At 63.5% G+C, this 26955-nt stretch carries 23 protein-coding genes and 2 pseudogenes; 9 read left to right on the forward strand and 16 right to left on the reverse strand.

Annotated elements, in window-relative coordinates; all coding sequences use genetic code 11:
• Positions 1–8: 8 nt before the first annotated feature.
• The 4 genes from Thiofri_RS21845 (at position 9) to mutM (ending at position 3722) form a co-directional block, all read left to right on the forward strand.
• The gene (locus Thiofri_RS21845) at positions 9–758 is read left to right on the forward strand and encodes an ABC transporter permease subunit (protein WP_009148562.1); all 750 of its coding nucleotides are present in this window, start codon (positions 9–11) and stop codon (positions 756–758) included.
• On the forward strand, positions 755–2179 hold the full coding sequence (locus Thiofri_RS21850; RefSeq protein ID WP_009148563.1) for a GldG family protein: 1425 nt from the start codon (positions 755–757) through the stop codon (positions 2177–2179). The genes Thiofri_RS21845 and Thiofri_RS21850 overlap by 4 nt, the downstream gene beginning before the upstream one ends.
• A 15-nt stretch (positions 2180–2194) precedes the next feature.
• The gene (locus Thiofri_RS21855; RefSeq protein WP_009148564.1) at positions 2195–2776 is read left to right on the forward strand and encodes a hypothetical protein; all 582 of its coding nucleotides are present in this window, start codon (positions 2195–2197) and stop codon (positions 2774–2776) included.
• Between the two features lie 130 nt (positions 2777–2906).
• Positions 2907–3722, forward strand: a complete 816-nt coding sequence (gene mutM, locus Thiofri_RS21860) for a bifunctional DNA-formamidopyrimidine glycosylase/DNA-(apurinic or apyrimidinic site) lyase (RefSeq protein WP_009148565.1) — start codon at positions 2907–2909, stop codon at positions 3720–3722.
• A 30-nt stretch (positions 3723–3752) separates the two neighbouring features.
• Here the strand turns inward: mutM and ggt are convergent, their stop codons facing one another.
• From ggt to Thiofri_RS21900, 8 genes and pseudogenes are all read right to left on the reverse strand, one after another.
• Positions 3753–5480 (reverse strand): gamma-glutamyltransferase, encoded by a 1728-nt coding sequence (gene ggt / locus Thiofri_RS21865; RefSeq protein WP_009148566.1) that lies wholly within the window; start codon positions 5478–5480, stop codon positions 3753–3755.
• A gap of 91 nt (positions 5481–5571) precedes the next feature.
• Positions 5572–5826, reverse strand: coding sequence for a YfhL family 4Fe-4S dicluster ferredoxin (locus tag Thiofri_RS21870; RefSeq protein WP_009148567.1), 255 nt, complete (start codon positions 5824–5826; stop codon positions 5572–5574).
• A 55-nt stretch (positions 5827–5881) separates the two neighbouring features.
• The gene (gene coaD / locus Thiofri_RS21875) at positions 5882–6358 is read right to left on the reverse strand and encodes a pantetheine-phosphate adenylyltransferase (RefSeq protein WP_009148568.1); all 477 of its coding nucleotides are present in this window, start codon (positions 6356–6358) and stop codon (positions 5882–5884) included.
• 99 nt (positions 6359–6457) lie between these two features.
• Positions 6458–7714 carry a TIGR02679 family protein gene (locus Thiofri_RS21880; RefSeq protein WP_009148569.1) on the reverse strand — a complete coding sequence of 419 codons (1257 nt, stop codon included), beginning with the start codon at positions 7712–7714 and terminating at the stop codon, positions 6458–6460.
• Positions 7689–11849 (reverse strand): TIGR02680 family protein, encoded by a 4161-nt coding sequence (locus Thiofri_RS21885; protein ID WP_009148570.1) that lies wholly within the window; start codon positions 11847–11849, stop codon positions 7689–7691. Before Thiofri_RS21885 ends, Thiofri_RS21880 begins: the two co-directional genes overlap by 26 nt.
• Positions 11850–12098: 249 nt before the next feature.
• Complete coding sequence (locus tag Thiofri_RS21890; protein ID WP_009148572.1) at positions 12099–12503, reverse strand: type II toxin-antitoxin system VapC family toxin; 405 nt, start codon at positions 12501–12503, stop codon at positions 12099–12101.
• Positions 12496–12729: a hypothetical protein gene (locus tag Thiofri_RS21895; protein WP_009148573.1), complete on the reverse strand. Its 234-nt coding sequence runs from the start codon at positions 12727–12729 to the stop codon at positions 12496–12498. The genes Thiofri_RS21890 and Thiofri_RS21895 overlap by 8 nt, the downstream gene beginning before the upstream one ends.
• 165 nt (positions 12730–12894) lie before the next feature.
• Positions 12895–13170, reverse strand: a pseudogene (locus tag Thiofri_RS21900) (transposase); the annotation flags it as partial.
• Positions 13171–13577: 407 nt separating this feature from the next.
• Here Thiofri_RS21900 and Thiofri_RS21905 point away from each other — a divergent pair.
• A complete protein-coding gene (locus Thiofri_RS21905) occupies positions 13578–13787 on the forward strand; it encodes a TA system antitoxin ParD family protein (protein WP_009148575.1) in 210 nt (69 codons plus the stop codon).
• On the forward strand, positions 13787–14065 hold the full coding sequence (locus Thiofri_RS21910; RefSeq protein WP_009148576.1) for a type II toxin-antitoxin system RelE/ParE family toxin: 279 nt from the start codon (positions 13787–13789) through the stop codon (positions 14063–14065). Before Thiofri_RS21905 ends, Thiofri_RS21910 begins: the two co-directional genes overlap by 1 nt.
• A 17-nt stretch (positions 14066–14082) precedes the next feature.
• Here the strand turns inward: Thiofri_RS21910 and Thiofri_RS21915 are convergent, their stop codons facing one another.
• From Thiofri_RS21915 to Thiofri_RS21925, 3 genes and pseudogenes are all read right to left on the reverse strand, one after another.
• Positions 14083–14301: a DUF2398 family protein gene (locus Thiofri_RS21915; RefSeq protein ID WP_040855756.1), complete on the reverse strand. Its 219-nt coding sequence runs from the start codon at positions 14299–14301 to the stop codon at positions 14083–14085.
• A 174-nt stretch (positions 14302–14475) separates the two neighbouring features.
• Positions 14476–14769: pseudogene (locus tag Thiofri_RS21920) on the reverse strand (transposase); the annotation flags it as partial.
• Positions 14770–14834: 65 nt separating this feature from the next.
• Positions 14835–15143, reverse strand: coding sequence for a helix-turn-helix domain-containing protein (locus tag Thiofri_RS21925; protein ID WP_009148577.1), 309 nt, complete (start codon positions 15141–15143; stop codon positions 14835–14837).
• 500 nt (positions 15144–15643) lie between these two features.
• Here Thiofri_RS21925 and Thiofri_RS21930 point away from each other — a divergent pair, with 500 nt between their 5' ends.
• Genes Thiofri_RS21930 through Thiofri_RS21940 form a run of 3 tightly spaced genes read left to right on the forward strand, consistent with a single transcriptional unit; the run spans position 15644 to position 18569 of the window.
• Positions 15644–16720: a DUF262 domain-containing protein gene (locus Thiofri_RS21930; protein WP_009148578.1), complete on the forward strand. Its 1077-nt coding sequence runs from the start codon at positions 15644–15646 to the stop codon at positions 16718–16720.
• Entirely contained in the window at positions 16717–17448 is a 732-nt protein-coding gene (locus tag Thiofri_RS21935) for an MAE_28990/MAE_18760 family HEPN-like nuclease (protein ID WP_009148579.1), read from the forward strand. Before Thiofri_RS21930 ends, Thiofri_RS21935 begins: the two co-directional genes overlap by 4 nt.
• A complete protein-coding gene (locus tag Thiofri_RS21940; RefSeq protein WP_009148580.1) occupies positions 17445–18569 on the forward strand; it encodes a DNA cytosine methyltransferase in 1125 nt (374 codons plus the stop codon). Before Thiofri_RS21935 ends, Thiofri_RS21940 begins: the two co-directional genes overlap by 4 nt.
• Before the next feature lie 126 nt (positions 18570–18695).
• Here Thiofri_RS21940 and Thiofri_RS21945 read toward each other — a convergent pair whose 3' ends face one another.
• The 5 genes from Thiofri_RS21945 to Thiofri_RS21965 form a co-directional block, all read right to left on the reverse strand.
• The gene (locus Thiofri_RS21945) at positions 18696–19946 is read right to left on the reverse strand and encodes a TIGR02678 family protein (protein WP_009148581.1); all 1251 of its coding nucleotides are present in this window, start codon (positions 19944–19946) and stop codon (positions 18696–18698) included.
• Positions 19943–21571: a TIGR02677 family protein gene (locus Thiofri_RS21950; protein WP_009148582.1), complete on the reverse strand. Its 1629-nt coding sequence runs from the start codon at positions 21569–21571 to the stop codon at positions 19943–19945. Before Thiofri_RS21950 ends, Thiofri_RS21945 begins: the two co-directional genes overlap by 4 nt.
• A gap of 115 nt (positions 21572–21686) precedes the next feature.
• A complete protein-coding gene (locus Thiofri_RS21955) occupies positions 21687–22772 on the reverse strand; it encodes a DUF4340 domain-containing protein (protein WP_009148583.1) in 1086 nt (361 codons plus the stop codon).
• Positions 22773–22775: 3 nt separating this feature from the next.
• The gene (locus Thiofri_RS21960) at positions 22776–25808 is read right to left on the reverse strand and encodes a Gldg family protein (protein WP_009148584.1); all 3033 of its coding nucleotides are present in this window, start codon (positions 25806–25808) and stop codon (positions 22776–22778) included.
• Positions 25801–26799, reverse strand: a complete 999-nt coding sequence (locus Thiofri_RS21965; RefSeq protein ID WP_009148585.1) for an ATP-binding cassette domain-containing protein — start codon at positions 26797–26799, stop codon at positions 25801–25803. Before Thiofri_RS21965 ends, Thiofri_RS21960 begins: the two co-directional genes overlap by 8 nt.
• Positions 26800–26955 lie beyond the last annotated feature (156 nt).

The raw sequence follows: 26955 nt of genomic DNA on the forward strand, positions 1-26955 counted from the left end.
CTGAAGCCATGCTATGGACCATTGCCCGACGCGAGATGCTGACGCTGTTTCAGACCGGTCTGATTTGGCTACTACTGGCCGCTTGCGCCCTGATTCTCGGCTGGATATTTCTGTCCGTGCTCGACCCCTTCGTCGGCGTCGAGCGCGAGGGGCTTGAACAAATCACCATCGGCGCGCTCAATCTGCGCCTGGTGCGCGAACTTTTCGGCGCAGCCGCCGTGATGCTGCTATTAATCGCCCCACTACTCGCAAGCCGCTTGCTAAGCGGCGAGTTGCGCGATGGCCGTTATGCGCTGCTCGCCAGCGCACCTGTGGCACCGGTCGAGATTCTGCTCGGCAAATGGCTGGCGCTCGCCCTGGCGCTGCTGGCCTTGTCCCTGGTGCCGCTGTTTTTGTGTCTCTCGCTAGCACTGAGCGCGCCTGTCGATCTCGGCCTGTGCCTGTCCGCCACCCTTGGCCTCTGGCTACTGGGGCTGCTGTTCGCCGCAGTAGGGCTCTTTGGCGCCAGCATCAGCGCCCAACCCGCCGCGGCGGCCGTGATCGCTTATGGCATCCTGATTCTGCTGTCGGTCATCAATCGCGCCGAACTGTCTGGCCTGCAGGCGCTCGGGCTGTTCGACTGGCTGTCCTGGGGCCAACATCTGTTTTGGTTCCTGATCGGTGCCGTGCGTCTAAGCGATCTTGGCTATTTTCTGCTGCTCAGCGCCTGCTTTCTGGCCCTGGCCGAACGGCAACTCGTGAATCGGCTTGATCCATGACGGCACCCCAAGTACGACCCTCCTCCCCGCCCGGCGCGCGCCCAAGCAGAGTCTCGCGGCGCCTCGCCGACGCCGTCTATGTGCTCTTGCTCTGGGCTCTGGTGCTGTTGGCAGGCTGGCATCTGGCCCGGCACGAGATTTACTGGGACTGGTCGAGTGCCGGGCGCAACCGCCTGAGCAACGAGAGCCTGGAGGTACTGTCCGCGCTCGACGCGCCGCTTAAGGTGCGGGTGTTTATCGCGCCTGATCATCCGCTGGTGCGAGAGATTGAGCAGATCCTGATGCGCTATCGGCGCGCCAGCGATCAGGTGAAAGTCGAGTATATCGACCCGATACGCGCCCCCGAACTAGCGCGCCGGCATGATGTGCGTTTGCTCGGGCAGATTCTCCTCGAGTACCAGGAGCGGCGCGAATATCTCGACCGGCTCGATGAAGCGACCCTGACCAATGCCATCGCGCGCCTGACCCTGACCCAAGCACCCTGGGTGGCCCTGCTAGAGGGACATGGTGAGCGCAGTCCGGGTGGCGGCACGGGTCGGGATATCGGACGTTTTGCTCAATGGCTGGAGCAGCGTGGATTTCGTCTACAACCGGTAGACCTGTCCCGTCTGAGCCGGATTCCGGCCAATACCAATGTCCTGATTCTGAGCACCCCGGCCATCGCGCTCTTTCCCGGCGAGGTCGAAGCGCTGATCGACTATGTCGCCGCCGGCGGCAATCTGCTCTGGCTACTCGACCCGGGCGATTGGCAGGGCTTCCAGCCACTCGCGAACTTGCTCGGTATCGACAGCCTGCCGGGGCAAATTGTCGATGCCGCCGGCAGCGCTTTCGATGTCGCATCGCCCAATGTCGCCGTGGTCAGCGACTGGCCCGCACATCCACTCTGGCAGGGCCTGGGCGCACCCGCGTTCTTTCCGGGCGTCTCGGCCTTCGCGCCGGAGACCCTCTCCAGCTTGGCGCCGGACTGGCAACTGATCACGTCGCTTGAGAGCAGCGCCCAGAGTTGGAATGAAACCGGTCCCATCCAGGGCAAGATCGCCCGCGAACCCGAACTGGGCGAACTGGCCGGCCCGCTACCCTTTGCGCTGGCAATGACGCGCCAAGTGCCCAGTGCCCTGCGCACAGGTGGTGCTGAGATGGCCGCATCCGCGATGGACCAACAGCGCGTGATGCTGATCGGTGACGGCGATTTTCTCAGTAACGCGGCACTTGAACGCGGGGCAAATCGCGCGCTCGGCCTGCGTCTGCTGCGCTGGCTAAGCGGTGTGGAGATGATGGCCAGCGAGGCGGGTGAAAAGGATGCGCCGCTCGCGCTCACGCCAGGTCGAGCCTTTGTGCTGAGTGTCTTGGCGCTGGTGGTATTGCCATTTGGCTTTTTGCTGCTGGCGGTCGTGAGCTACTGGCGTCGCCGTCATGGTTGACAAGGAGCAGGCCCGATGAGCGGTCGCTGGCTGATCAATGGTCTGCTGCTGGCAGTCTGCACGCTGTTGTTTCTGCTCGCACGCGGGCAGCCCGAATCGCCTCCGGGTCTGGCCGGGCTGGTTGGCCTTGCGCCAGAAGCCATTACCCGTATCCGCCTGCAGCAGCAGGCCGAGCCGCCGCTGATGTTCCAATCGAGCCCCGAAGGCTGGATGATGCGCGAACCGCTGCAGGGCAAGGTGACAGCAACCATGGGCGAGCGGCTCGATGCCCTGCTGCGAGCACCCGCCACTGAGGCGTTCAAGCTGCCAGAAGCAGAGGATGCAGCCGCTAAGGATGCAACCGCGCGCGATGAAACGACCGGGGATCGGGCGTCAATGCTGGCGGATCTTGGCCTGGCCGCCCCCTGGCTGGAGCTTGAGCTGAATGATCTACACCTGTGCGCCGGCGCCGCCGACCCCATTGACCGCCGCCGTTACCTGCTCGCAGGCGATGCCGTAGTGCTGATCGACGACCGCTGGCTGCTGCCATTGCTAGCGGCACCTGCGGATTATCTGATCGATACTGATCCTTCCGCCGATCTTCTGGGTAGCGATTAGATGGCTTGCCTTAACAGCATAACGCCTTGGGCGTGCTTAGGTTTTGCAAATCAAATTGCCGCCAGCTCGGCCAGCTCGGCCAAATCGGCCACCTCAGCGAATCAAATCACCGCCGCGACGGCTCTCTGAGATGCCCGAGCTGCCGGAAGTCGAAACCACATTGCGCGGCATTGCGCCGGCCTTGACCGGACAGCGCATCGACAGACTGCTGGTGCGCGACCGGCGCCTGCGCCAGCCGGTCTCACTTGAGACCGAGGCACAGGTGCCAGGTCAGCGGATATTGCACCTGCGCCGGCGCGCCAAATACTTGCTAATTGCTCTGGAGGAGGGGTCGGTGCTGGTGCATCTGGGCATGTCTGGCAGTCTGCGTCTGGTGCCTGAGACAGCGGCCTATCGTCCGCATGATCACATCGAACTGACACTTGAGTCTGGCGTTGCGCTGCGCCTGCACGACCCGCGCCGCTTCGGCATTTTCCAGTGGATTCCCGAGCCGGCCGAGACCCATTCGCTGCTCGCCAGCCTGGGGCCGGAGCCGCTGTCGGCTGACTGCGACGGCGCTTACCTGTACCAGATATCCCGCAACCGGCGCGCAGCGGTCAAGTCGCTCATCATGGACAGCCGGGTGCTAGTCGGCGTTGGCAATATCTACGCCAACGAGGCGCTTTTCATGTCCGGCATTCATCCCGCCCGCGCCGCCGGGCGCATCGGCCTCGCGCGCTACCAACGCCTGGCCGACGCCATCAAGCAGGTGCTCAACGCCGCCATCGAACAGGGCGGCACCACCCTGCGGGACTTTCTGCGCGAGGACGGCAACCCCGGCTATTTCGCCCAACAATTGCGCGTCTATGGCCGCACCGGCGAACCCTGCCGCCAATGCGGCGCGCCCATCCGACTCGGGCGCATCGGCCAGCGTTCCAGCTTCTATTGCGCGACTTGCCAGCGATAAGTAACACCAGCGCGTCATAATGGTATGAGCCTAAGGTGCGCCAGTCAGCACCTTCGCCTCGCCTTGGCCGCGCGGATCGCTCGCGGCCTGGACGCGCTGCTTGCTCCGGTCCCAGTAAATGACCTGCATGTTACCGAACATGCCAGGGTCAACTGGCTCCAGCCGATGGCCCATGGCCTGGAGTGCGGCGGCCTCTTCGGCGTCGAAGGCGGCCGGCTCGTGCTGGATGACATCGGGCAGATACTGGTGGTGAAAGCGCGGCGCGGCCACCCAGTCGGCCGGCGTGCCGCCTTCGGTCAACGCCAGCACGGCATTGAGCACCATGGTGATGATGCGGCTGCCGCCAGGCGTGCCGAGAATGGCCACACCCTGATCGGACTCGACAAAGGTCGGGCTCATACTTGAAAGCATGCGCTTGCCGGGCGCGATGGCGTTTGCCTCGCCACCGACAAGGCCATAGGCATTAGCAACCCCAGGCTGGGCGGCGAAATCGTCCATCTCGTCGTTCAGCAGCACGCCGGTTCCCGGCGGCACAAAGCCGGCACCAAAGGGGTAATTGATGCTGAGCGTGGCGGCGACTCGGTTGCCTTCCTTGTCCAGAATTGAGAAATGGGTGGTGTCTCGACCCTCGTCGGCCGGCTCACCCGCAGCCTCTTGCAGGGCCGGCGGCTGGCTGGGGGTGGCCCAATTCGGGTCGATATCGCGTGCCAGCCCGACAAGATAGAAGGGATGCATCAGGCGCGCGAGCGGCATCTCGACCTGATCCGGATCGCCAAGAAAGGCCGCGCGGTCCCGATAGGCGCGGCGCATGGCCTCGACGCTCAGATGCACGCGTGTGACGCGGTCCTGGGCATTAATGTTCAGGTCGGCCAGCATGCCAAGCATCTGCGCCAACCCGACACCGCCTGCCGAGGGCGGCGGCGCACTGGTGATCGTCCAGTCACCGTAGTCAAACACAATGGGCGCGCGCTCGATGATACGGTAGTCGCGCAGGTCTTCCATCGTCCAGATGCCGCCGGCTTCGCGCACGCCGGCGACCAGTTGTTCGGCCAGTTCGCCGGTGTAGAAGCCGTCACGCCCACGCGCGGCGATGCGCTCTAGCGTGCCGGCCAGCTCGGGTTGGCGCAGCAAATGGCCCTCGGGCGGCACTTCGCCGGCGAGCAGGAATTGTTCGTCAGCGGCGGGTGATGCGCGCAGCACCTCCAGGCGCCAGTCGGCCAGTCGTCGGTAATGCGCATCAATCGTGAAACCATCGCGTGCCAGGCGGATGGCGGGGGCCAGACTTTGACTTAGAGGCAGACGCGCATAGTGGGCCGCGAGATGATCCAGCGCCGCCGGGACACCGGGTATTCCGGCCGCTAGCGGGCCGTTCAGCGCCAGCTCTGGCACCAGTTCGCCGGAATTGTTCAGATACATATCGGGACTGGCAGCCAGCGGCGCCCGTTCGCGGCCGTCGACAAAGACTGAGCGGTCTTCGCCGCTCAGGTGCAGCAGCCAGAAGCCGCCACCGCCGAGCCCGGAGCTATAAGGCTCTACCACGGCCAGCGTTGCTGCCACCGCGATGGCGGCATCGAAGGCATTGCCCCCGGCGGCAAGTATTTGCTCCCCGGCTTGCGTGGCCGCCGGATGCGCGCTGGCAATAGCCGCAGCTGGTGGGGTGACGGGCGCGCCATGGGCGGCGGACAGGCCGAACAGCAGGATCGCGCACAGCAGCCGCACGCCGGGCAACACCCTGAGGGGGCGGGCGGTTGGAATCATGGTTTGGATAGCGCTCGGGCGGGGCTTGGAAGAAGGAGGGCGCGATCCGGCAGCAGGCGCGGATCGCGCGGGACTGAGTCGGGCGACCAACTCAGCCGTTTTCAGACGTGATGCGCTCGTACTTGGCGCGCAGCTGTTCTTCGTTCTCGGTATTGTCCGGGTCGGTGATGATGCAGTCGACCGGGCAGACCTCCACGCATTGGGAGGTTTCATAGTGGCCGACGCACTCAGTGCAGAGATCTGCCTGGATCACATAGATCTCGTCTCCCTGGGAGATGGCGCCGTTAGGACACTCGGGCTCGCACACGTCGCAGTTGATACATTCGTCGGTGATGATTAATGCCATGGGAAAACTCCTGAAATAAAATAATTGGCGGTTGGCGGAAGGGTACCTGCGCAGTTTAGCGAAAGCGCTCGCGCAATGCAGCATAGACGCTCGGCGCCACGAAACCCGACACATCTCCACCGAGCCGGGCGATCTCCTTGACCAGGGACGAGGAGATATAAGCGTACTGCTCTGCGGGCGTAAGGAACAGGGTCTCGATGTCCGGTGCCATGCGCCGGTTCATGCCAGCGAGCTGGAACTCGTATTCAAAATCTGACACCGCCCGCAGCCCGCGCATGATGACAGGTACGCCCATGCCGCGGGCAAAATCCACCAGCAGGCCAGAGAACGACGTTATCTCGACATTGGGATGGTCCGCCGTAACTCCGCGCAGCATCTCGAGCCGCTCAGCCACAGAAAAGGTTGGTGGCTTGATGGAATCCTCGGCCACCGCAACCACCACCTGATCAAACAGCCGCACCGCGCGCGCGATCAGATCGCTATGGCCATTGGTGACGGGATCGAAAGTTCCTGGATAAACGATGCTACGCATGGTTCGTCAGTCGCAAGGGTGCCGGGTAAGGGAAGTAAAGGCCGCCAGCATAACAGAGGGCGATGAGCGTCCGCGCAAGCGCGAATCAGGAAAAGGCCGTTAGGCGCCGTCAACACCGGACTCCAAATCGGTCAGGAGGGCTTGGATCACCCGCTCTTCTTCAATCACCTGCCCACGCGCTTGCATGGCCCGGCTGAGCTCCGGGTCCCATTCGGCGGTGACCGGGCCGTCAGTCAACGGCTTGCCTGAATCCGATGCGTCGAGGTAGTCCGCCGCACCCATGCGCCAAGGGAGCGCACCGTGGCGATTAATGATGCCGTTGGCGATGCAGATGCCGGGCCAGTCGAAGTCACCGTGGTATCTGAGCTGAGCTCCGACTCCGGCGAGCTGGGTCAGCAAGGTGGTGACCGCTGCGCTAGGTTGGCCTCGGGTGCAAATCAATGGGGCGCAATCCGAACCCAGGGCATTCGCGGCCTCGGCGACGACGGCGGGGTTCTCGCAGATGGAAATCGGGGTCGTGCCTGGGGTCCAGACCGGCGGATCTTTCAGGAGCTGTCTCAGGGTGAGGTAGAGCGGCTCGCCACTGCCGGCGGCGGCATGGATGATGGACGCGGTGGCGCCGCCCCCGTCAATGCTCAGGTTTAGAACCAAGACCGTGCTGGTGATGCCGCCGCCGACCAGAACACCGGCAGCCGCCCACAGCTCATCAGTGGAAGCCGTCTGGTCGTCGACGCACAGGGCGCGTTTGACCAGGGTGGCCACGGGCCGACCGTCGTCCAGGCCGTGGGCGTCGCCGAGACAACCGGCCGCCACTGTGCTCAGGGTTTTACCCCGTTGCGGGAGACATTGGAGAACACTCAGGGCTTGGCGCAAGAGCGTTTCGGCCCGAACAGGATCCTGGCCGGCGAGCCGCTTCAAGAGGCCCTCGCGCTCCAATGCCGCGAGCCATGTGATCGCATTGAGCCGTTTTGCCTCCGCGCCATGGCGGTCGAAGACCTGCCGCCAGGCCCGCTGGCGATCTTCACGTTCTGCGCCGAGATCGCGGAGCGGTCCACTAAGAGCTTCGATGGCCGTGCGCAGATTCGGGGCCAGATCGGCGCGTTGCAGGATGTCTTCCAAGTACTGTAAAGGCAGGCCGAGTCGGTTGCCGCTGCTGGGCCGGCGACCCAGCAGCTCGTCCAGCGCCCGGCGCTCCTGCTCGGTCGGATCGGCGATGGAGACCCGCTCCGCGCCGCCGCGCTCCAGTCCGACCCGGACCGCTTGCAGGATGCGTGCAAGTTCGGGGCGATCCAGCAAGGACCTGAGCCGCTGCAAATCGACCCCGGAATGGTCAGAGCAGAGATTGCTGCGGGTCATGATCCTCTCGTTCCATGACGTCCGCTTCCTCGGCGACCGGTGCGCGCATCGGCGGCGTCTCGTCGGGACGGCGCTGGACACCGTCCCAAGTCCAGCGCGAGATATAGACAGCGTCGATGCCCTCCTGGCGCACCAGCTGGGCGATGGCCAGACCCGGCACCTCGGCATAACAGCCCCATTCCCGCTCGCTGGTGAGCATGAAATCCAGGTCAAATTGGGCCATGAGCCCCAGGCATTTGGCGCGCGAGTCGTCGTCGATACCGGCGAAGGCCTCGTCGAGCATCACCAGACGCGGGGCCTTGGGGGCGGCACTGCCGTAGTGGCTGGAGGCGGCGGCGAACAGCGGCAGGGTGACCACCAATGCGCGCTCGCCGCCGGAGGCAGGTCCGTAGGCGGGACGCCAGCGACCGCCCTGCCAGCGCTCGACGGTAAATCGGTGCCAGCGGCGGTAGTCCAGGGCATGGGCCAGATGCTGGATCAGGGTGCCGCCGTCGTCGGACTGGCGGACCTCGTCGATGCGCCGTTGCAGGAACTCGCCCACCGCGCTGCGATCCTCGTTGGACCAGGCGGCGACGGTCTGGCGCAACAGCCGCTTGCGGGCCTCGGCGAGACCGGCCGGTGCCGCGCCGGACTCCTCGTCCAGTGGTACCCAGGCCAGACGCAGTTTCATGCCGGTGCTGGTGGGTCGGTGCTCCAATTCCTTGTTGATGCGCTCCACCATGCGCTCGCCGTCGCCGATGAGCTGTTGCAGGTGGGTGGCCACATCGCTCATCAGGTGGGCCTCAAGCAGCTCGCGTTCCTTGGCGTCGAGCAGCGCCTTGCGCTCGGCGATCTCGGCATCCAGATTGTCGGCCAGCTCGTCGGGACCGCAGGGACGGGATTGGAAGATGACCCGGATCAGCAACAGCTCCCCATCCTGCTCGATATGCGCGGAATGGTTGTAGCGCGACAGGGTCTGCTGCAAGGGCTGGAAGCGATCGTAGAGCCCCTGCTGCTGACGGCGCCAGGCGTCCTCGCCGTGGTCCACCGCGATCAGGCTCTGCTCCATCTGCCGGGCCAGGCGCACCGAAGGATCCACCGGCCAAGGCGGTTCACGCTCCGGGGCTTCGAGCCCTGGAGTCGCGATCCCCAGCAGCCCGACCTGGGTGAAGCGGGCCAGGATGTCGATGGCGTCTTGGCGTTGTTGGTCTCTGTCGCCCAGGCTCGTGGTCAGACTGGTGTGGCGCTCGCCCAGGCGACTGACGTCGGCGGAGATTTCGATCTGCTTTTCCTGGCAAATTTTTTGTTGTTGCTGAAAGTCCTTCTCTTGCTGCTCGGTGTCGCTGATACGCCGCTGCAATTGATCGACGCCTTCGCCAAGGGTTTCCCGCAGGGTATGCATAATCGCCTCGGCCTCGCGCTGTCTGAGCGTGGCTCGCTCCAGCTCGTCGGCCTGCTCGGCGCGCTGCTCCGCCAATTCGGAGACCCGCTCGGCCAATTCGCCGGTTTGCCGAAGCTGGTCCCAATGGTGCCGCAGGCCGGGCCAAAAGGCCGCTGCCTGCTTGTCATACTGAGACAGGGTCTCGGCGACCCCGTCAAGACCTTCCGTCTCCGCAGGGAGATCCAGGTCGAGGGCAGCTTTGTCGCGCGCATCCCGACAGTGCTCGGTGGCGGCTCGGCTCTGCTCCAGAATGCCGGTCAGGTGCTCGACGGCTGCGCGGCTCTTGGCCAGGCGCTCGCGCAGGTCGTCATGGCGCTGATGGGCCGCGCGCACCGCTTGATCGCTCGGGAGGGCCTGCCATTCCAGTTCCAGGGATGACAGCCGGTTTGCCAGCTGGTCGATGTCCTCGCTCAGAGTCTGGATCTGCTGTTGCAGTTGCGCCCGTGTCTCGGCAATCTCCCGCAAGCGCCGCTGCCGGGCTGCTTCCCGTGCCGCATGACCGATGTAGGCCGGTTCGGGCTTGGCCCAGGCGCCGGATGCGGGGCCGAGACACCAGCGTCCGTCGCCGTCGACCCAGGCGCCATGCGCCTGCTCGCCCCAGCCGATGCCGGCGAGGATGCCGGCAAGCGTCTCCGGCGCGATCCGGGCCGCTGCGGTGTTGTTGGGATCGATGGCAATCTTGAGCGCCTGGTGCAGGTTGCGGGCGGTGGGTGTGATCGGCCCGAGCATCCGGTCCCAGGTCTTGGCATCGCGCAGCGTCCCATCGGGCAGGACCCAGGCGTCCAACAAACCGCTGGACTCCAGAGCGGCTTCAAGCCCTGCCCGTTCGTTAGCGGACAGGCTGTCTGCGAACTCCAGGAGCTGCCAGAAGGGCGCGCCGTCGCGCTCCTTGCGTGCCTCCGGATCGCGGGTGTAAGGGATCGGCGGCTGGGCAAGCTCGCCCCGCTCGATGCGGTCTTGTTCTTCTGCCAGCGCGGTGACGACCGCTTGGGCCTCCGCGCGAGTGCGCGCGGCTGCTTCCTTGGCGCTGCGCAAGCAGTCCCGCGCGCTGTTGTAGCTTTGCAGCAGGGCAGGCCGCGCGGGGTTGTCGCCAGATAAGGTTTGGCACCAGTCCTGAAGCTCGGCGAGCAAGATCTCCGGGTCATCCAGTCGCAATTCACGATTAGTCTTCAGTGCCTGGCGCAGGGCCGAGACCAGCGCAGTAGCTTGCTGGTCGACGACCTCGGCGGCTTGGACGCGGTCCTGATTCAGGCGCTCCATGGTCTCGATGGCTTGCTCGCGGCGCTCCCGGTGCCGTTGTTCCTCTTGTCTGGCCGCATCCAGTGCCTGGATGAGGCTGCGCACTTGCGCGATGGCTTCAGTGCGACGCTGCACCGCGCAGCGGACGGCCTCGGCGGCCTGGCCGATGGCGGGGTCCGAAGCGGATGACTGACCCGGACCGCCATCGGGCAGAACCAAGGGGGCGAGCGCGCTTTCATGCGCCCTGGCGATGCCCGCGCTGCGCGCCAGTTCGAGCCAGGTGCTCAGGTCTCGCATGCATGCCGCGCTCTGCTTCGCGCACGCCTGCTGTTGCGTGCGCAAGCGGGTTTCCTGGCGCTGGCTGTCGGCGCGCAGGCGCTCGAGCTTGTCCAGCAACGCCTGGCAGCGCTCGCGACCTTCCACCAAGCGAGCCGAGGCCTCCTTGAGCCGGTTGGCGTCGCGCATCTCGGGGCTGTCGCGCAGGGTCTGCAAGCGGGCGCGACACTGCATCAGCTTGGTGTTGAGGACTTCGTAGCGCCGTTCCTCCTGGACTTTGGTCGCCCTGGCCTCGCGCAGGGCCTGGGCGGTCTCGCGCACTTCCGTGCCGATCTTTTCCCAGGCGCCTTGGGCCTGGCGCACGGCTTGCGCTCGGCGTCGGGCCGCCACGGCACAGTAGCCGCGGTAATGCTGCAGAAAGTCGCCCACGGAGGCGCGGGCCTCATTGAGACCGTCCAGGGTCTTGCGCTCTTCTTCCAGGTTGCGGAAGGCGTCCGCCACATCGTTGAGCACGGACTGGTCCAAGGGCGGCAATGCCTCGGTGAGGGCCGAGGACATGGCCTTTTCGTCCGGGCGTTTGGACAATTGCGGCTGGCGCAGTTGGATCAGCAGATTGAGCAGGGCCTCGTAGCGATGCGGGCCGAGTCGGAAGAGCAGCGCGTCGACCCGGGCACGGTACTGGGCGGAACTGGTGTACAGCTCGCCCTGTTTGCCCAGTGCGTCGAGAAGCCGATCCCTGGACAGGGCGCGGCCGTTGCCGTCCACCAACATCAGGTCGCGGCGCACGCGCTGAGGAGTGATAAAAAACCAGCGCTCCGGTGCGCCGCGTCCGGCCACGGCGCGCATGCCGCAACCCAGAGTGCAGAACTCCAGCGTGCCCCCATTGTCCCGGCCGAATTCCATCCAGACGTAGCCCAAGCGCTCCTGATACTGGCCACCGAGCAGAAGGTTCCATTCCATGCGCTTGCCCGGATCGCCGTCTGGCTCGACGCGCGAGGGGATGAGTTGCCCGTCCAGCAAGAAGGGCAAGGTCATGGCCAGCACCTTGGACTTGCCGGTGCCATTGTTGCCACGCAGCAGCAGGTTACCGTCCCTGAGCCAGATCTCCTCGTCGTCGTAGTGGAACAGGTCCACCAAGCCCAGGCGCAGGGGTTGCCAGCGGGGTCGCAAGGGCAAGGGAGCGTCTTGGATTTCGTTCATCTATTGGGGGCGCTGTTGAACCGAAAAGTCTCGAAGGGCGAGAAGGGGGGGGTCAATGTCGCGATACGCAGAGATGCATGAAAAAAGGTCCATGCTCGGAGCAGCAGGACAGGCTTGTTGATGCGATATTCGGCACTCAGAGTATCAGTGCCTACCGATACCTGGGACAGATCGTCACCGATGCCGTCGATATCCGACTACAGCAGGATGACCTCATCGTCACAGGTTATGAGCAGATTCGATTCGGGATCAACGCCGTGGAAGGCAGAACCCTGCCTGAGCGAAGTGCTGATCAAAAGCAAACGCGGTAGACAGGTTCAATCGACGCATCACGACGAAAGAGATGCAGTCCACCATCCCCCATTGCTTGTCTCCATGCTGCTGATAAAGCGCGAAGCCAGCATCGAAAAGTTCCGGAGTCAAAGACACGACAGTCACTCCGGCAGAGTCTCGGAAGTCCTGGATGATTTGGACCGCTGCCAATCGGGCAAACCGTGACAGGGCGTTGCCGATTTCGAGCAAGACCGCGTCCGTGACGACGACAGGGTGGTCGTTATAGCGATCAGACAACCAAAGAGCTTCCGCGTGATGTTGGTCGTCCTCGTTAACCAACGCGATCACGTAGCCGGTGCCAACAAAGACAGCCTTACGCATCAGGCTCCCCGTTCACGTAGGACTCATGATTGACCGACAAATCGGATGGACCCTGAACACGAACGCGCCGCAAACGCGCAAACAACGACTCCGAACCCTCATCCGCCCCGCTCTGCGAGTCGACCAACAGGACACGCACGCTCTTACCGTCGAGCGCATGGCGATACTGCATCGGAATCTCGAGCATGCCATCATGGGCAATGGTTTGAAATTCGATCGCGTTCATGGATTCACTCCAATGATGAGGTGCGCTGCTGTGTAGGATTCAAGCTTACCACCAAAAGATTATGCGTCATCGAGCCTTGCCGACTCGGCCGATGCACGTAGTCTCCAGCGCGTAGCAAGCGATTGCGGGGAGTGGGCGAACGCTGTCGGGTCGAGCCCGGCCAGCGCCGTGGCGTCGATTCGTGGTTTGGGTATAGACGCCGTTGAGCTGGCGCATTCCCTTGGAGAGGTTGGCATCGGGCGTCTCGACGACGAAGTGATAATGATTGGTCATCTCGCAGTAGGCGTGGCAGCGCCAGTTGAACCGACGGCAGACCTCGCCAAGCAAAGTCGGCCAATCCAGGCGGTCCTGATCGTCGCGATAGATTGCCTCGCGCCGATCACCGCGCGCGGTCACATGATAGAGCCCGCCAGCAAGCTCAATGCGTAGAGGTATGGACACGTGAAAGATCATAGGTTAACGGTGCCGGATTGCAAGACCTGCCCCCAATTCCCCGCCTTCTGATCTCAGGCGACCTGATCGAGAAATAGCTCGCGAAGAACCTCCGGACGCTTCTGCGCAACACGAATGAGCGATCGCACCGCACCGCTCGGTTCGCGCCGGCCCTGACACTCTCAGGACCCTCGGCGAGTAACGGCTATACGCGGATACCGGACAGTCCGCTCTATCTCCGGATGCTCTGCTCACGCCCCAGAGCTGCCACTGGACTTACGTCGCCCGGCGGCAGCTGAAGAAGCGAGACCAGACGTTATCTGCGAGGACGAAGGACTCCACGGCGGTCGTCGGAAGGCCAAGATGTTCCTTTAAGTAGCATATAGCGCTACAATGCGCCAAAAAGGAGATCCCTAATGGCCGTCAACGTCAAGCTGCCCGAGGAGTTCGTCAACCAGGCGAAGCACTATGCCCGGGCTGAACATCGCTCGGTGCCCAAGCAGATCGAATATTGGTCGCAGATCGGCAAGATCGCCGCAGAGAACCCGGACCTGCCATTCTCGGTGATTCGCGAGATCCTGATCGCCGATCAGGAAGAGGCGGTTGGCGAGTACCAGTTCGGCTGATGCGCCTGCTCGTTACGCCGACTTTCGCTCGCGCAGTCAAGAAGCTCCATCGCAGGCAAAAGGTCGATCTCGACGAAGCGGTGAGAATCATCGCGCAAGATCCCGGGATCGGAGAGACCAAGGTCGGCGACCTCGCCGGTGTCCAGGTCTACAAGTTCCGTACGGCCAACCAACTGTGCCTGGTCGCCTACCGGGTCATGGACGCAGACACCGTCAAGCTCCTGATGGTCGGCCCACACGAGAATTTCTATCGAGACCTTAAGCGCGTGGAAAGCTGACCAAGCGAGTAGCGTCGTTACGCGCGCGATTCCCAACCATGTATCCGCTCGGGAATTAGGCCGGTCGCCTCCTGGATGCGCTGGACGATGGCGTGACGCTGGTTGAACAGATAGGCCCGTTCGTCCTCGTCCAGCGCGTCGTAATAGAGCAGGGGGTCGTCGAGCAGGCGCTCGGTGAGGCGCTGGCGCAGCTCGCAGTTGCGGGCCTCCGCGGACGTCGGGGTCAGGTCTTGCAATCAAGCACTCGTCGGCTTGATGGGTAGGTGCACTGGCGATTCAATCCCGTTTTCAAGCCGGCCCACGGATCGACCTAAGGTGGAGTAGTGTACACCTAATTCATCGGCGATCTCCTGCATGCGGTAGACGCCGCTCTGATAGGCCCGTGCTATCGCCTCGGCTCGGACGGGGTAGAAGAGGTGACACACCAGCCCATTGCGTCGATTCGTGGTTTGGGTATCGACACCGTTGAGCTGGCGCATTCCCTTGGAGAGGTTGGCATCGGGCGTCTCGACGACGAAGTGATAATGATTGGTCATCTCGCAGTAGGCGTGGCAGCGCCAGTTGAACCGACGGCAGACCTCGCCAAGCAGAGTCGGCCAATCCAGGCGGTCCTGATCGTCGCGATAGATTGCCTCGCGCCGATCACCGCGCGCGGTCACATGATAGAGCCCGCCAGCAATCTCAATGCGTAGATTTCTGGACACGTGAAAGACCATCGGTTAACGATGCCGGATTGCAAGACCTGACCCCAATTCCCCGCCTTCTGATCTCAGGCGACCTGATCAAGAAATAGCTCGCGAAGAACCTCCGGACGCTTCTGCGCAACACGAATGAGCGATCGCGCCGCATCGCTCGGTTCGCGCCGACCCTGCTCCCATTCCTGGAGGGTGCGCACCGAGACACCCAAGAGTTTTGCGAATTCGCTCTGCGGCATCTTGACGCGATAACGGGCGAGCGCCACCGGGCTATGAATACCCCCTGTCGTTCCGGCCTTCATTTCGCGGATGGATTCGAGCAACTCGGCGCCGATGTCCCGCGCTGCATCCCTTTCGAGGAGTTCTTGTTCAGTCTTCGGCATGATCCAGCATCTCCCGCGCAGCATTGAGCACATGGTTAAGTAAACTGTCACTTGAACTAGGCGTCACCGTTGCTCGGCCTCTGAATGCCCTTAGTGCTACCGTTCTCGCTTGGAACTAAATGCAACCACGTGATTCACTCAGCGACTAACTTGGATCGCGAGCCGGGTGAATCCGACGATTGGCTCAAATCTTTGACAACCCCGCCAAGGCAGTTCTGGAAACGAAGAACTCATGCTATCCTGTTAACATGAAAACATGCCCTTATCGCTCCATGACTAACCAAAAGCAGAAGCGACGAGCTCCGGCCACGGGCACACTCGTGGGCACGCGATTCCAATCGGACATGCTTGACGCGCTCGACGCATGGCGGAGGGATCAAGAAGATATTCCGACTCGCCCCGAAGCGATCAGGCGCTTGGTTGAACTGGGCATGTCGATCCGCTCCGCGACACCCGCAGCGCGGACGCAATACAGTAAGGAATGAATCGATGGTTGCCCAATGAAGAAGCCGAAAGAGATCGCCCCCAAGTTCACAGCAGAGAAGGATGCGGCCGAAGAGCAGATCCGTGAATTGTCCAAGCGGATCGAGTTCTATCTGACCGAATACTCTGTAGAACTGCTCGCCAACAAGATGCGCAACGGTGACTTTTTCGTGCCGCCCTACCAACGCGAGTTCACCTGGGAGCCTGAACGCAAGTCCAAGTTCATCGAGTCTCTGCTAATCGGTTTGCCCATCCCTTTCCTCTTCTTCTGGGAGAGACCAGACGGAAATCTGGAGATCGTGGATGGTTCGCAGCGGCTGCGAACGATTGAGGAGTTCGTCTTGGGAGAATTCTGTCTCGGTGAGTTGGAGAGCTTGACTGCCGTCTCCGGATTCACGTTCTCGGAACTTCCAGAATCAAGGCAGAAGAAGATCAAGAACCGCTCGATTCGCGGCATCATCCTGAACGAGCACGCCGATGAGCAGGCCCGTTTCGATATGTTCGAGCGCATCAATACGGGCAGCAAGATCGCGAACAAAGCTGAGGTGCGTCGCGGCGCGCTCGGGGGACCTTTCATGGACCTCATTATCGAGATTTCCTCACACTCGAAGTTCGTCGCTTTGGCTCCGGTGCCGCCGAAATCCGTCCAGAAACGGGAGCGAGAGGAACTGGTTGCCCGTTTCTTCGCTTACAGCGATGGACTCGAAGGTTATCGCGACCGCCCCTCGGAGTTCGTCTTCAAATACGTGAAAAAGATGAACGACGAGGTCGCTTCAGACCCCGATAAGATCGAACGCTACCGTAACCGATTCCTGGAGATGATCGACTTCGTCGAACGAGTCTTTCCTCACGGATTCAGACGAACCCCCAAGGGTACGGCCAGCCCTCGCGCTCGGTTCGAGGCCATTGCGGTCGGATCCAGGCTGGCCTTGGATACTCGCCCAGACTTGGCCGAACAGGAATTCGTAAGCGTCGAGTCATGGCTGAATGGCGACGAGTTCAAGGCGGTCACGGGTTCCGACGGCGCGAATGCCATCGCTCGTTTGAGAGACCGCATCGGTTTCGTCAGAGACAAGCTCTTGGCCGACGCATGAGTACCTTGGCCGTTAGCTTCCTGGAGCGAAAGGCAGAGGTGAAGGCATACTTGGATTTTCTATCCGTGATGGAGCAGCAAACCAAGCAGGGTCCTCCGCGCTTCGAAGGTGCCGAGCACCCAATCACCGTCGAACAGCAAAGAATTCTCTATTCGACCGTTTACCTGCAATTGTACAATCTCGTCGAAGCGACGATATCCCTCTGCATTCAGGAAGTTACGGACGCAACGAAAAACAATGTGGCATGTACACCGAACGACTTGAATGATGACCTTCGCCGCGAATGGGTGCGCGCGATCGCACGCACCCACGAGCCACTGACCCCTGACAATCGATTGAAGCATGCACTTCTGCTTTGCGATCACTTGGTCTCAGCTCTACCGATCAACAGCTTCGATTTGGACAAGGCAGGTGGAGGAAATTGGGACGATTCTGCGATAGAGCTCATGACCAAGCGACTTGGGTTTAGGCTGCGGATTGGGCGACCGATCTACAAAGCGATCAAGAGACATATTCGAGATGACATGGGACCCTTAGCCTTGGTGAAGAATCTCCGCAATCGCCTGGCGCACGGATCCATCTCCTTCGTGGAGTGCTCCGAGAACGAAACCTTTTTAGGTCTTCAGAACTTGGCGAATAGCACTCTGAATTATCTAGAGGCTGTAGTCGGCTGTTTCGATAAGTATATTGAAGGACACGAGTATCTCCTGCCGGATCGGCGGCCATGATGAAGATTAAGCCCAAAAAAAACCAAAAAAATACAATTAATGTTAAAGGGGTAGATTTATTCTGCGGTGTTGGAGGATTGACTTACGGCCTGTCGCGCGGAGGCATTCGGATCGTAGCTGGCATCGACATTGATGCCAGTTGCCGTTATCCCTACGAAGCCAACAACTCGGCTCGATTCATCGAGCATGACGTCGCAAGGCTAAAACCGGATGAGATAACGCCTTACTACGAAAGCGCAGACTACACTTTGCTCGCCGGATGTGCACCTTGTCAGCCATTCTCGACCTATAGCCGCAGTGGTCGCAATCGGGAGTACGAATCGCAATGGCCGCTCCTCTCCTCCTTCGGCAGATTGGCGGAGGCGATCCAGCCCGACTTGGTCACCATGGAGAACGTCCCCCAGTTGGCGGATCATCCGGTTTTCGGAGAACTGCTCGCGAGCCTTGCGGGTTACGCAACTTGGTGGAAGATCGTCGAATGCTCAACGCTCGGCATTCCCCAGACCCGGAAACGTTTGGTGCTGCTTGCATCTCGTCTCGGCAAGGACTCTTTGGGCCTGATAGAGGAATCCAACCAGGAAGCAACAGTCCGGCAGACCATCGGAATGCTTCCTCCCATTGATGCCGGGGAAATTCATCCAGGAGACGAATTGCACATGGCATCATCGTTGAGCCCGCTGAATCTAGCTCGAATCAAGGCGTCGCGCCCCGGGGGAACTTGGCGCGATTGGCCAGATGAGCTGCAGGCCGTGTGTCACCGCAAGCCCAGTGGCGCCACATATCCGAGCGTCTACGGACGAATGGATTGGGATCGGCCGGCTCCGACGATCACGACCCAATGCTTCGGCTACGGGAATGGTCGATTCGGGCACCCAGAGCAGCCGCGCGCCATCTCTCTGCGCGAGGCAGCCATGTTGCAAACCTTCCCGGCAGATTATTCGTTCGCTCCTGCTGGAGCCAGGTTCAAGTTCAACAAGATGGGGCGTTTGATCGGCAATGCGGTGCCCGTTCGGCTGGGAGAGGTGATCGCCCGGTCGCTGATCGCTCATGTTTTCGCTTGCTCGTCCCAGCCTCCAGGAACTGAAGCCAATCAACCACCAACGACTCCCCGGCTTCATTGAGGAACTGGTGCTCCCAGAGGTGGAGGACGCACCACCCGCTGATCTGGAGCCGAGCATCCGTATCTTGCGTCTCGCGCTCGATTCGGGGCGATCTTGTTCTCCCACCACTCCCGATTGGACCTCGGATCAGTCATCCAGTCTTGCAACTCGGCTAATCCGCGGCGCTTCCACCGCATAACGGGCGATGGCCGGGAGGGGGCAAACGCCGTCGGATTCGAGCCTGGCCAAGCCCAGGCCAGCCAATCGCTCGGCGGCCTCCCGGCAGAAGGATTGTCCGGCATCGGGCTCCTTGGCGGCCTTCTTCCAGTAGCGTCCGAACTGCTCGGTCCAGCCCCGATAGGCGTCATGGAGGCTGGTCCAGGATTGCGCTTGATCTTGGGACAGGCGCTCCGCGAGATGTCCGGCCATCAATAGGGTGATGTGTCCCTCGGTGCCCTCGGAGGGCATGCGCTGGTCGGCGAGGTCGCCCTCCGGGTCGACCATGGCGATGCCCTCGGCGCGCATCTCGGGGACCAGTCCGGTGGCCTCCTGGATGCGCTGGACGATGGCGTGACGCTGGTTGAACAGATAGGCCCGTTCGTCCTCGTCCAGTTCGTCGTAATAGAGCACCGGGTCGTCGAGCAGACGCTCGGTGAGGCGCTGGCGCAGCTCGCGGTTGCGGGCCTCGGGGGTGTCGGCGACGAAGCGGGCGGTGATGGCGCCGATGCGCTGGTCGAGTGAATCCGCTGGCTGTTCCAGGGTATCGACCAGGGAGGGGCCGCGCCGGGTCACCAGGAGCGCGGAGAGCACGTGACGGTCGATGTCGTAGAGGACGTCCTTGGTCTCGTTCCGGATATAGGCGTCTTCGCTGCCGGCCACTCGGACCAGCACGCCGAGATTCAGCAGGAGACGGACGACGGCCACCAGGTCGCGGCGATCTTCTTGGCTGCGCAGCTCGAACACCAGCCCGCTGGCCTGGATGGCAGGCTCGGCGGACTGGTCCATAGCGGCCTTGCCCAGACGCCCCAGGGTGCTCTGCATCTCGCCGCGCTCCAGGCCCGCCAACACCAGGCACAGGAGGGCGTAGCGGCGGCGCGTGAAGTCCAGGTCCACCGGGCGTTTGCCGGGGCGGGCGGCGCGGCTGCCGTCGTCGTGCTCGGGCGCGGTCTTGGCCAGGCGTGCGAAGTCGGCTTCAAGACGCAGGTCCCAGCGGGTCTCGCTGTTCAGCCAGTCCCTGAGCCAGTCGATATGGCGTTTGACCAGTCGGTAGGCCGGGTGATCGGCATAGAGCAGCGGCTGCATCAGCAGGGCGCGCAGGGCCCGGCGCCGCTCGTCCTCTCTGAGCTGGGAGAGACGGTCGCCCAGTTCGAGCTTGGGTTCGAGGCTGGTCTGGCTCATACGGCGGCCTCGTCGCCTGGCGCCGGATTCCGCGCTGGCGTCCGCTCAGTCTGCGGGCTTGGGATGGCCCCGGCCTCCAGATCGGTCATGCGCACCCGATAGTCGCGGCCGCCGAAGGCCCCGTCCGGGGTCTCGATGACCGCGCGGGTCTCGGGTCCCAGTGGCTCCAGATGGATGTCGATGGTGCCGTCGCCAGTGACCGTCTGCACGGCCTGCTCCGGATCCCGGGTGGCCGCCAGGGCCTCGCCGAGCAGACGCAGGAAGAGGTCGAAGCTGGCCGGATCCAGACGTCCGATCGCGCTGAGCCGGGTCTCCTCGCCGGTCGCCAGACGGCGGCGGGCGTCGCGCGCCTGGAGGCTCTCCCGATCCAGCCGCGCCCGGAGCTTTTGCTTATCCGCGCTGCGGTCCCGGACCTTGGGCGGGACGCCGCGCTTGGCGTGGCTGCCGGTTTCGCGCAGACGCGGGCTGATTCGCAGCGGCGGCGCCTCGGCCCAGGGGCGCGACGGCGGCACCGGCTCCTCGGCGCCGGCCTGCAGGCTGTCGTCGTCGATGCCCAGATGGCGCGCCGGGGTCAGCCCGAAGGCGGCGCGCCAGAGCCGATGGGCCTCGGCATCAGTCTTGCAGTCCATGAACCAGGCGGCCAGAGTGCGATAGTCGGCGGAGCGGTCGCTGCGCCCGAGCCGGCGCTCGTTGAGCTGGACCACGGCGTCGACCAGATCGGAGATGGCCCGCCGAGCGCGGGAGCGCAGCAGCTCCGCCTGGGACGGTCGGTCCGCCGCGCCGATGAACCAGGCCTCAAGCCCGGACCAGCGGGCCTGCCATTCGTCGAGCATTTTGGCCCGATCCAGGACCGGGTCGAGCTGAGTGGGCTCGGCGGCGTCCAGACCGGGCGCCGGGGCCAGGTCGGCGGCATCGCGCTCGGCGATCCGCTCCAGCAGGGGCTGGAAGGCCGGATGCTGCTGGATGTCGAGGATCAGCCCGGCGATCTCGGCGGATCGCGTCACCAGGTCGCCGATGAATCGACGCAGATAGTCCAGCAGACGATCCTTGTAGTCGATGAAGGCCGCCCGCTCGGCCCGGCGCAGATCGAGCCCTCGTGCCAGTCCGGCCATGAAGTCGCGGGCATTGTCGGCAAGATCGGTAAAGACCCGGGTGATGTCGCGCAAGAGCAGGTGCGCCTTGGCGCTATCGAGCCCGGCCTCGCTGTCCTGGGTGTCGAGCAGGGTCCGCAAGGCACGCAACTGGCTGGCGATGTCGGCCAGGGCCACAGACTGGAGGGCGCCATGATGTCCAAGCATGCGCTCATAGGTGGCCAGGGCAGCCTGGGCGGCCTCGCCCTCGCGGGTGATCTGGTAGAGATAGCGGGCGCGGTAGAAGTCCTCGACCGTGGTGACCCGGCTGGTGTCGGGCTCGGCCTGGAGGTTGCCCCATTCGACCAGCTGGCCGAGCGCGGCCTGGACGGCATCGATGTCGAGTTGCCGGCCGTCGCGCCTGACGTGATCGAGCACATCTTCCGGACGCAGATGGACCAGGAAATGTTCCTTGGCCTCTGAGAAGGCCCGCATCAGGGTCCGGTAGAGGTCCGTCTTATCGGCGGTCAGGTAGTTGAAGCTGGTATCGGGCATCCGTTTCGTCGGCTCTTGAGTGGCGGGTGCTGCCTCTTGTCCTCCAGCTTGTCGATCAGCAACGATAGGGTATAGGAATCTGCAGACGAACTCCCGCTGGTTCAGTCCCCCGCGCTTAGGGACTCGGCGGCATGGGACCTTGCCGCACCGGCGCGTTTTCCGTGTCGGCAGGGTCAGATGCCGCTTGCGCTCCGGCTGACTCGGGCGGCTGAATCAGGTCTGTCGCCTTGGTTTCGACCAGTGGTTGGAGGTCGAATTCCGACAGCAGGAAGTAGTACGGCTGGTTGTCAGCTTTTAGCACAAAGTTTTTGCCGGCGTCTTCTGCTTCGCTTGGTTGCTCGGCGATCAGATACCGCCGGCTGTCGCCTTCGGCGAGGTCGATGTCGAGCGCGAGCAGCGGGGCCGCGGGGTCGAAATCTTCGGGCGCTTCGGTGCCGAGGACGTCGCGGTAGCTGAGATTGGCCAGGGTGCTGAGCAGTTCGTCGACCTTGGCCTGATCAAGCTCTCCGTCGGCTCCGGTCAGGCGCCAAGTCTCGCCGTCTTTGGTCAGGGTCCAGTCGTTGGTGGCGATGCGCTGGATCTGGTTAGGTTCCAGTTGCAGCCGGTCGTGCGCGATCCAGTCGCTGGACCGATCGGACAGGTTGAAGACCTCGAAGCGCACATCATAGATGCTGTCGTCTCCCGCCGGGCGCAGATAGCGGCGACGGAAGCCGGGGGAGTCGCCGAGGATCAGTGTGGAGACGGCCCCTTGGCCGTCGCTCAATACGATGCGCTCCTCGAAGGCGTCATCCGCGACCTTGAAGCGTTCCCGCGCCTCCGCGCTGGTTGCGATCGGCAGCGGGCGATGCAGGCCGGCCAGGGCGTCGAGCAGTTGGTCGACGCGCGTGGCCTCGGCCGGGAAGTCGCCGAGGGCCGGGATGGTCCAGCTGGTGTCCGTGCGGCTTAATAGCAGCGGTGCTTCGCTGTCCGGCGTGGTGACCTCGATGCGCTCGATCTGTTCGGCGTCGAAGGCCGCAAACGGTGTGTCGGTCGCGGCGGGCGCCAGGCGACTGCTACCGCCGCTGACGGCGCCGCTGACGGCGGCGAGCAAGAGCTGCACCGCGAGCAGGGCCGCAAGCCCGATGACCGCCGGGGTGCGGAGGACTGCGGGCCAGCCTGAGTCGCCCGGCCTCCTGGATGGGTTGAGGATGGTCTTGGTCATGGTTCAGCCCTCCAGCATGGCCGCCTGGGCCTGTTCGTGGCGTCGGCGCAGGATGCGATGCACGACATACACCAGCACCAGTCCGCCCAAGGCCAGGATGTAGTTGAGATATTCCCAGAACATGCGGCTATCGCGCCCGCCCGGCTCCAGCAGTCGACTGAACTGGCCGCGTCCGCGCAGGGCGAGCAGGCCGCGATCTTCGAGCGACCATTCGACGGCGTTCTGGATGAATTCCAGTGGTTTCAGATAGCCGCTTTGGGTCGCCTCGGAGGCCAGGCTGATGGCGGTGTCGGTCAGGAAGCTGGCCGAGCCGATCAGGATCAGGCGCGAGGCGGCCGGGGAATGGGCGACCACGCCCGAAATCACGGGTTTCTTGTCCTCGGGCGCGGCTGTCCCGTCGGCGTCTGGCTCAACGGCCTCGTCGAGCGGATCATCAAGTGGGTCGTCGAGCGCATCAAGCGCATCAGATGCGTCGTCGGTGGCGCCCGTTTGGTCGTTGAGCAATGGTGAGGGCTGACCGGCAAAGGCCGACTGGAAAGGTCCGCGAACGGCGACGGCGAGCGTCTTGCGGCCGATGTCGTCGCCTTTCGGGAAGCCAAGCGCGCCATGCGCCTCAAAGTCCGGCTGCATGTCGGTCGAGGCGCTGGTCCAGGCGGCAGCTGAGCTTTGCAGCAGGGTTTGGATGCGGCCGGCCAGGTCGGCGGGCTTGGTCTTGCTGGCGGCGCCGGTCGCGGCTGAAGCCGCTCCCATGGGGTGCTCGGCGCTGTCTTCTTCGGCTTGATGGATGCGAATCGGTGAGGCCCAGTTCATGGTCAACTGCCCGAGGTTGGCGGTGATGCCGCTGTCGGCCGACAGGCTGTCGCCGCGCAGGTCGGGGAAGTAGGGATAGTCGAGCGTCTGTATCTCCTCGACCAGGAAGCCGCCAAGATCGCGCTGCACCGGAATCGGAAAAGGCGTGTTGCGCGGGTCGAGCACCAGCGCAGGCTCAAATTCAAGGCCGAGGTGCGCCAGCCAGTCCTCAAGTCCGGTGGTCTGGATGCTGGCGTTGATCTCCCCGCCGCTCAGATCAACATCGTAGGGCGAGGCGGCCATGACCACGGTGCCGCCCTGCATCAGGAACTGATCGATCACGAAGCGCTGCCTGTCGTTGAAATCCTTGGGCGCGACCACCAGCAGCAGGTCAGCATCACCCGGCACAAAGCCATCGGCGAGATCGGTCGGACGCAGGTTGAAGCTCTCGCTCAGACTCTCCTGCAACAGCTGATAGCCCGGCCCCGCCGGTGCACCCATGAAGCCACCTCCGCTGGGCTCCGGCGTGTAGAGCGCGAGGGTGCGCAGTACGCCGGGCGCAAAACGCTTGATGCCAGCTTCCAACACGCGCTCCAGGCCGGCTTTGTCCAGGGTTTCGGGCAGAGGCACGGGCACGGCGGTTCCGCCTTGCTCCAGCACCAGCGAGAAATAGAAGGGCGTGGGATTGAGCAGATCCAGAATCAGCGGCGCAATGCCATAGCGTTCGGCGATGTCGTCGGCCAACGCCGGATCGGTGGCCGGATCGGTGATCTCAAACTTGAAGCGCTCACCGCCCTGGGCGGACAAGTCGGTCGCGACAGCCTCAAGATCCTCGCGCAACGCCGGCAAGGGCTCGGGCAGGGCATCGGGGGCGGAGACGAAGGCGCGCAGGCCGATGGGTTCCCCCTGGCTTCCAGAGGCGCCGGCGAACAGATCGCCGCCGCCCTGATAGCCGTAGAGCACCTTTTTGATCGCGCGGGTCAGGTCATACTCCGGATTGCGCAGTTGCACGTCCAGATCGGTCTCGCCACGCGCTTTGACATCGATCAAATCGCGGAAGCTGAGTGTGGTGTATTCATCGCCGTACTTGACCAGAATGTCGAAGTAGGAATTGACCACCGAGGCCTGATACTTGGTCTCCGTCTGGAAGGCGACCGGCTGGATGCCATACTGCTCGCCGGCCTCGCGCTCCAGCTCCGGCGACTCGGCCGGATCGACAAATTCCACTTGCACCTTACCCTTGCCGGCCACCTGATACTCGCGCAGCAGATCGCGCAACCGGGGCACCAGAGGCGCAAGCAGCGGGTGGGTGTCGGCGCTGAAATAGCCGCGAATCAGCAGCGGCTCCTCAAGCTGGCCGAGATAGTTCTCGGTCGCCTCCGAGATGCTGTAGAGATGGCCGGCGGTCAGATCTGCACGCAGCTCGGTGGCCTGTTGCAGCCACAGGTTGGCCGCGAGCAGATTGGCGGCGGTGAGCCCGACGATCAGACTCCAGCGATGATGCGCAGCGGGCCGATCAGAATCCGCCGCCCAGCGCAGGCGCTCCAGGCTGTAGATGGTCAGGGCCAGGAAGACGCCAACAATGCTCAGGTAGTAGTAGAGATCGCGCAGGTCGATCACGCCCCGGTTGATGGACGCGAAGCGTGAGCCGCTGCCGAGCAGGCGCAGCAGCTCGCCGCCGCTGTGCCCGACCAGAGCGGTCAGGGCCGGGGAGCCGATCAAATAGAAGACCGCACAGATCAGCACCGTGCCGATCAGCGCCACGATGGGATTATCCGTGCGTGCCGAAACGAACAGGCCAATCGCCAGATAGGACGCCGCCAGCAGCAGGGTGGCCAGATAGGCGCCAAACACCGGACCCCAGTCGAGCGGCCCGAGGATGGCGACGGTGATGGGCAGCGGCCAGGTCAGCGCCAGAGCCACGGCGACCAGCGCCCAGGCAGCCAGGAACTTGCCCAGCACCAGCCGCCAGGTCGCCACCGGCAAGGTGGCGAGCAGCTCGAAGGTGCCGGCGCGGCGCTCCTCGCTCCACAGGCGCATGGTCAGCGCGGCGGCAAGGAAAATCAGCAACACCGGCATCCAGTCGAACAGGGGCCGGGTGTCGGCAATATTGCGGGCAAAGAAGCCCTCGGCCCAGAAAAACACGAACAGACAGGCGGCCAGAAAGGCGCCGATGAACAGATAGGCCACCGGGGAGCCAAAAAAGGACGACAGCTCCTTGCGGGCGATGCGCGTGATCTCAGACATGGGTCACCTCCGGGGCGGTTGTCCGGGCCGAGGCCGGCGCCCCGACGGGCGGCTCGGCACTCGACACCGCCTTGAACAGGGCTTCCAGATCATGCTGTTCCGGCTCCAGGCGATACAGCGACCAGCCGCGTTCGTTGACCAGCCGGGCAATGCGCGGTGCCAGCGCAGTGGCATCTGTGGTGCCGAGCGCATAGCTGTGTTGTTCCGTTGGGCCATCCTTGGCGGCCAGTCGCTCGAAGTCGGTCACGCCTTCGGCCGCAGCCAAGGCTTCGCGGGCGCTGTCTTCGGCCTGATCCAGGGTCACCAGCAGTCGCGGTGCACCGGCCAGCTCGCCGAGCTTGCAATCCAGCGCCAGGTGCCCGGCGCGCATGATCAGCACTCGCTCGCAGATGGCATCGACTTCTTGCAGGATGTGGGTGGAGACAATCACCGTCGCCGCCTCGGCCAACTCGCGGATCAGCTCGCGCATGTGCTGAATCTGGGACGGGTCGAGCCCATTGGTCGGTTCGTCCAGAACCAGGATGTCCGGCTCGTGCAGGATGGCCTGCGCCACGCCCAGGCGCTGGCGATAGCCGCGCGACATGGTCGCCACCTGAGCGGTCGCCTTTGCCTCAAGCGCGGTGCGCGCGATAGCGCGGCGGATGGCTTGCGCGCGCGCTGTGCCTGAAATGCCGCGCAACGCCGCCTGGTAGTCAAGGTGATCAAGCACTGTCATGTCCGGATACAGCGGGCAGTTCTCTGGCAGGTAGCCGATGTGGCGCTGCACCGCGCGGCGCCCTTGACGGCCTGGGGCGGCAATGTCGAGCCCGGCGATGCGAATGGTGCCGCCGCTCGGCTCCAGAAAGCCGGTCAGCATTTTCATGATGGTCGTCTTGCCGGCCCCATTGTGGCCCAGCAAGCCAACAATCTCGCGGCGACCGATGTCAAAGGACACCCGGTCAACTGCCTTGAGCACGCCATACTGGCGGCTCAGATCCCGTACTTCGATCATCGCGTCTCTCCTTAGCATTCTTGCGGCGAATCGCAGGCATCGCACCAAGGCTCATGGTCCCGGCTAACCTGGGAAATGAATCGATCAGATATCGCTCAAGCGACCCTCAGCATCCGCCCAGCGGCGCAAGTTCTAATGCAGAGAGCCAACTCTCGG

It is taken from the genome of Thiorhodovibrio frisius, from assembly GCF_033954835.1.
In the GTDB taxonomy this organism is placed as follows: domain Bacteria; phylum Pseudomonadota; class Gammaproteobacteria; order Chromatiales; family Chromatiaceae; genus Thiorhodovibrio; species Thiorhodovibrio frisius.

Coding starts and splice junctions, on each gene's coding strand:
- Thiofri_RS21845 (WP_009148562.1), top strand. CDS start 9: ATGCTATGGACCATTGCCCGACGCGAGATGCTGACGCTGTTTCAGACC.
- Thiofri_RS21850 (WP_009148563.1), top strand. CDS start 755: ATGACGGCACCCCAAGTACGACCCTCCTCCCCGCCCGGCGCGCGCCCA.
- Thiofri_RS21855 (WP_009148564.1), top strand. CDS start 2,195: ATGAGCGGTCGCTGGCTGATCAATGGTCTGCTGCTGGCAGTCTGCACG.
- mutM (WP_009148565.1), top strand. CDS start 2,907: ATGCCCGAGCTGCCGGAAGTCGAAACCACATTGCGCGGCATTGCGCCG.
- ggt (WP_009148566.1), bottom strand. CDS start 5,480: ATGATTCCAACCGCCCGCCCCCTCAGGGTGTTGCCCGGCGTGCGGCTG.
- Thiofri_RS21870 (WP_009148567.1), bottom strand. CDS start 5,826: ATGGCATTAATCATCACCGACGAATGTATCAACTGCGACGTGTGCGAG.
- coaD (WP_009148568.1), bottom strand. CDS start 6,358: ATGCGTAGCATCGTTTATCCAGGAACTTTCGATCCCGTCACCAATGGC.
- Thiofri_RS21880 (WP_009148569.1), bottom strand. CDS start 7,714: ATGACCCGCAGCAATCTCTGCTCTGACCATTCCGGGGTCGATTTGCAG.
- Thiofri_RS21885 (WP_009148570.1), bottom strand. CDS start 11,849: ATGAACGAAATCCAAGACGCTCCCTTGCCCTTGCGACCCCGCTGGCAA.
- Thiofri_RS21890 (WP_009148572.1), bottom strand. CDS start 12,503: ATGCGTAAGGCTGTCTTTGTTGGCACCGGCTACGTGATCGCGTTGGTT.
- Thiofri_RS21895 (WP_009148573.1), bottom strand. CDS start 12,729: ATGAACGCGATCGAATTTCAAACCATTGCCCATGATGGCATGCTCGAG.
- Thiofri_RS21905 (WP_009148575.1), top strand. CDS start 13,578: ATGGCCGTCAACGTCAAGCTGCCCGAGGAGTTCGTCAACCAGGCGAAG.
- Thiofri_RS21910 (WP_009148576.1), top strand. CDS start 13,787: ATGCGCCTGCTCGTTACGCCGACTTTCGCTCGCGCAGTCAAGAAGCTC.
- Thiofri_RS21925 (WP_009148577.1), bottom strand. CDS start 15,143: ATGCCGAAGACTGAACAAGAACTCCTCGAAAGGGATGCAGCGCGGGAC.
- Thiofri_RS21930 (WP_009148578.1), top strand. CDS start 15,644: ATGAAGAAGCCGAAAGAGATCGCCCCCAAGTTCACAGCAGAGAAGGAT.
- Thiofri_RS21935 (WP_009148579.1), top strand. CDS start 16,717: ATGAGTACCTTGGCCGTTAGCTTCCTGGAGCGAAAGGCAGAGGTGAAG.
- Thiofri_RS21940 (WP_009148580.1), top strand. CDS start 17,445: ATGATGAAGATTAAGCCCAAAAAAAACCAAAAAAATACAATTAATGTT.
- Thiofri_RS21945 (WP_009148581.1), bottom strand. CDS start 19,946: ATGAGCCAGACCAGCCTCGAACCCAAGCTCGAACTGGGCGACCGTCTC.
- Thiofri_RS21950 (WP_009148582.1), bottom strand. CDS start 21,571: ATGCCCGATACCAGCTTCAACTACCTGACCGCCGATAAGACGGACCTC.
- Thiofri_RS21955 (WP_009148583.1), bottom strand. CDS start 22,772: ATGACCAAGACCATCCTCAACCCATCCAGGAGGCCGGGCGACTCAGGC.
- Thiofri_RS21960 (WP_009148584.1), bottom strand. CDS start 25,808: ATGTCTGAGATCACGCGCATCGCCCGCAAGGAGCTGTCGTCCTTTTTT.
- Thiofri_RS21965 (WP_009148585.1), bottom strand. CDS start 26,799: ATGATCGAAGTACGGGATCTGAGCCGCCAGTATGGCGTGCTCAAGGCA.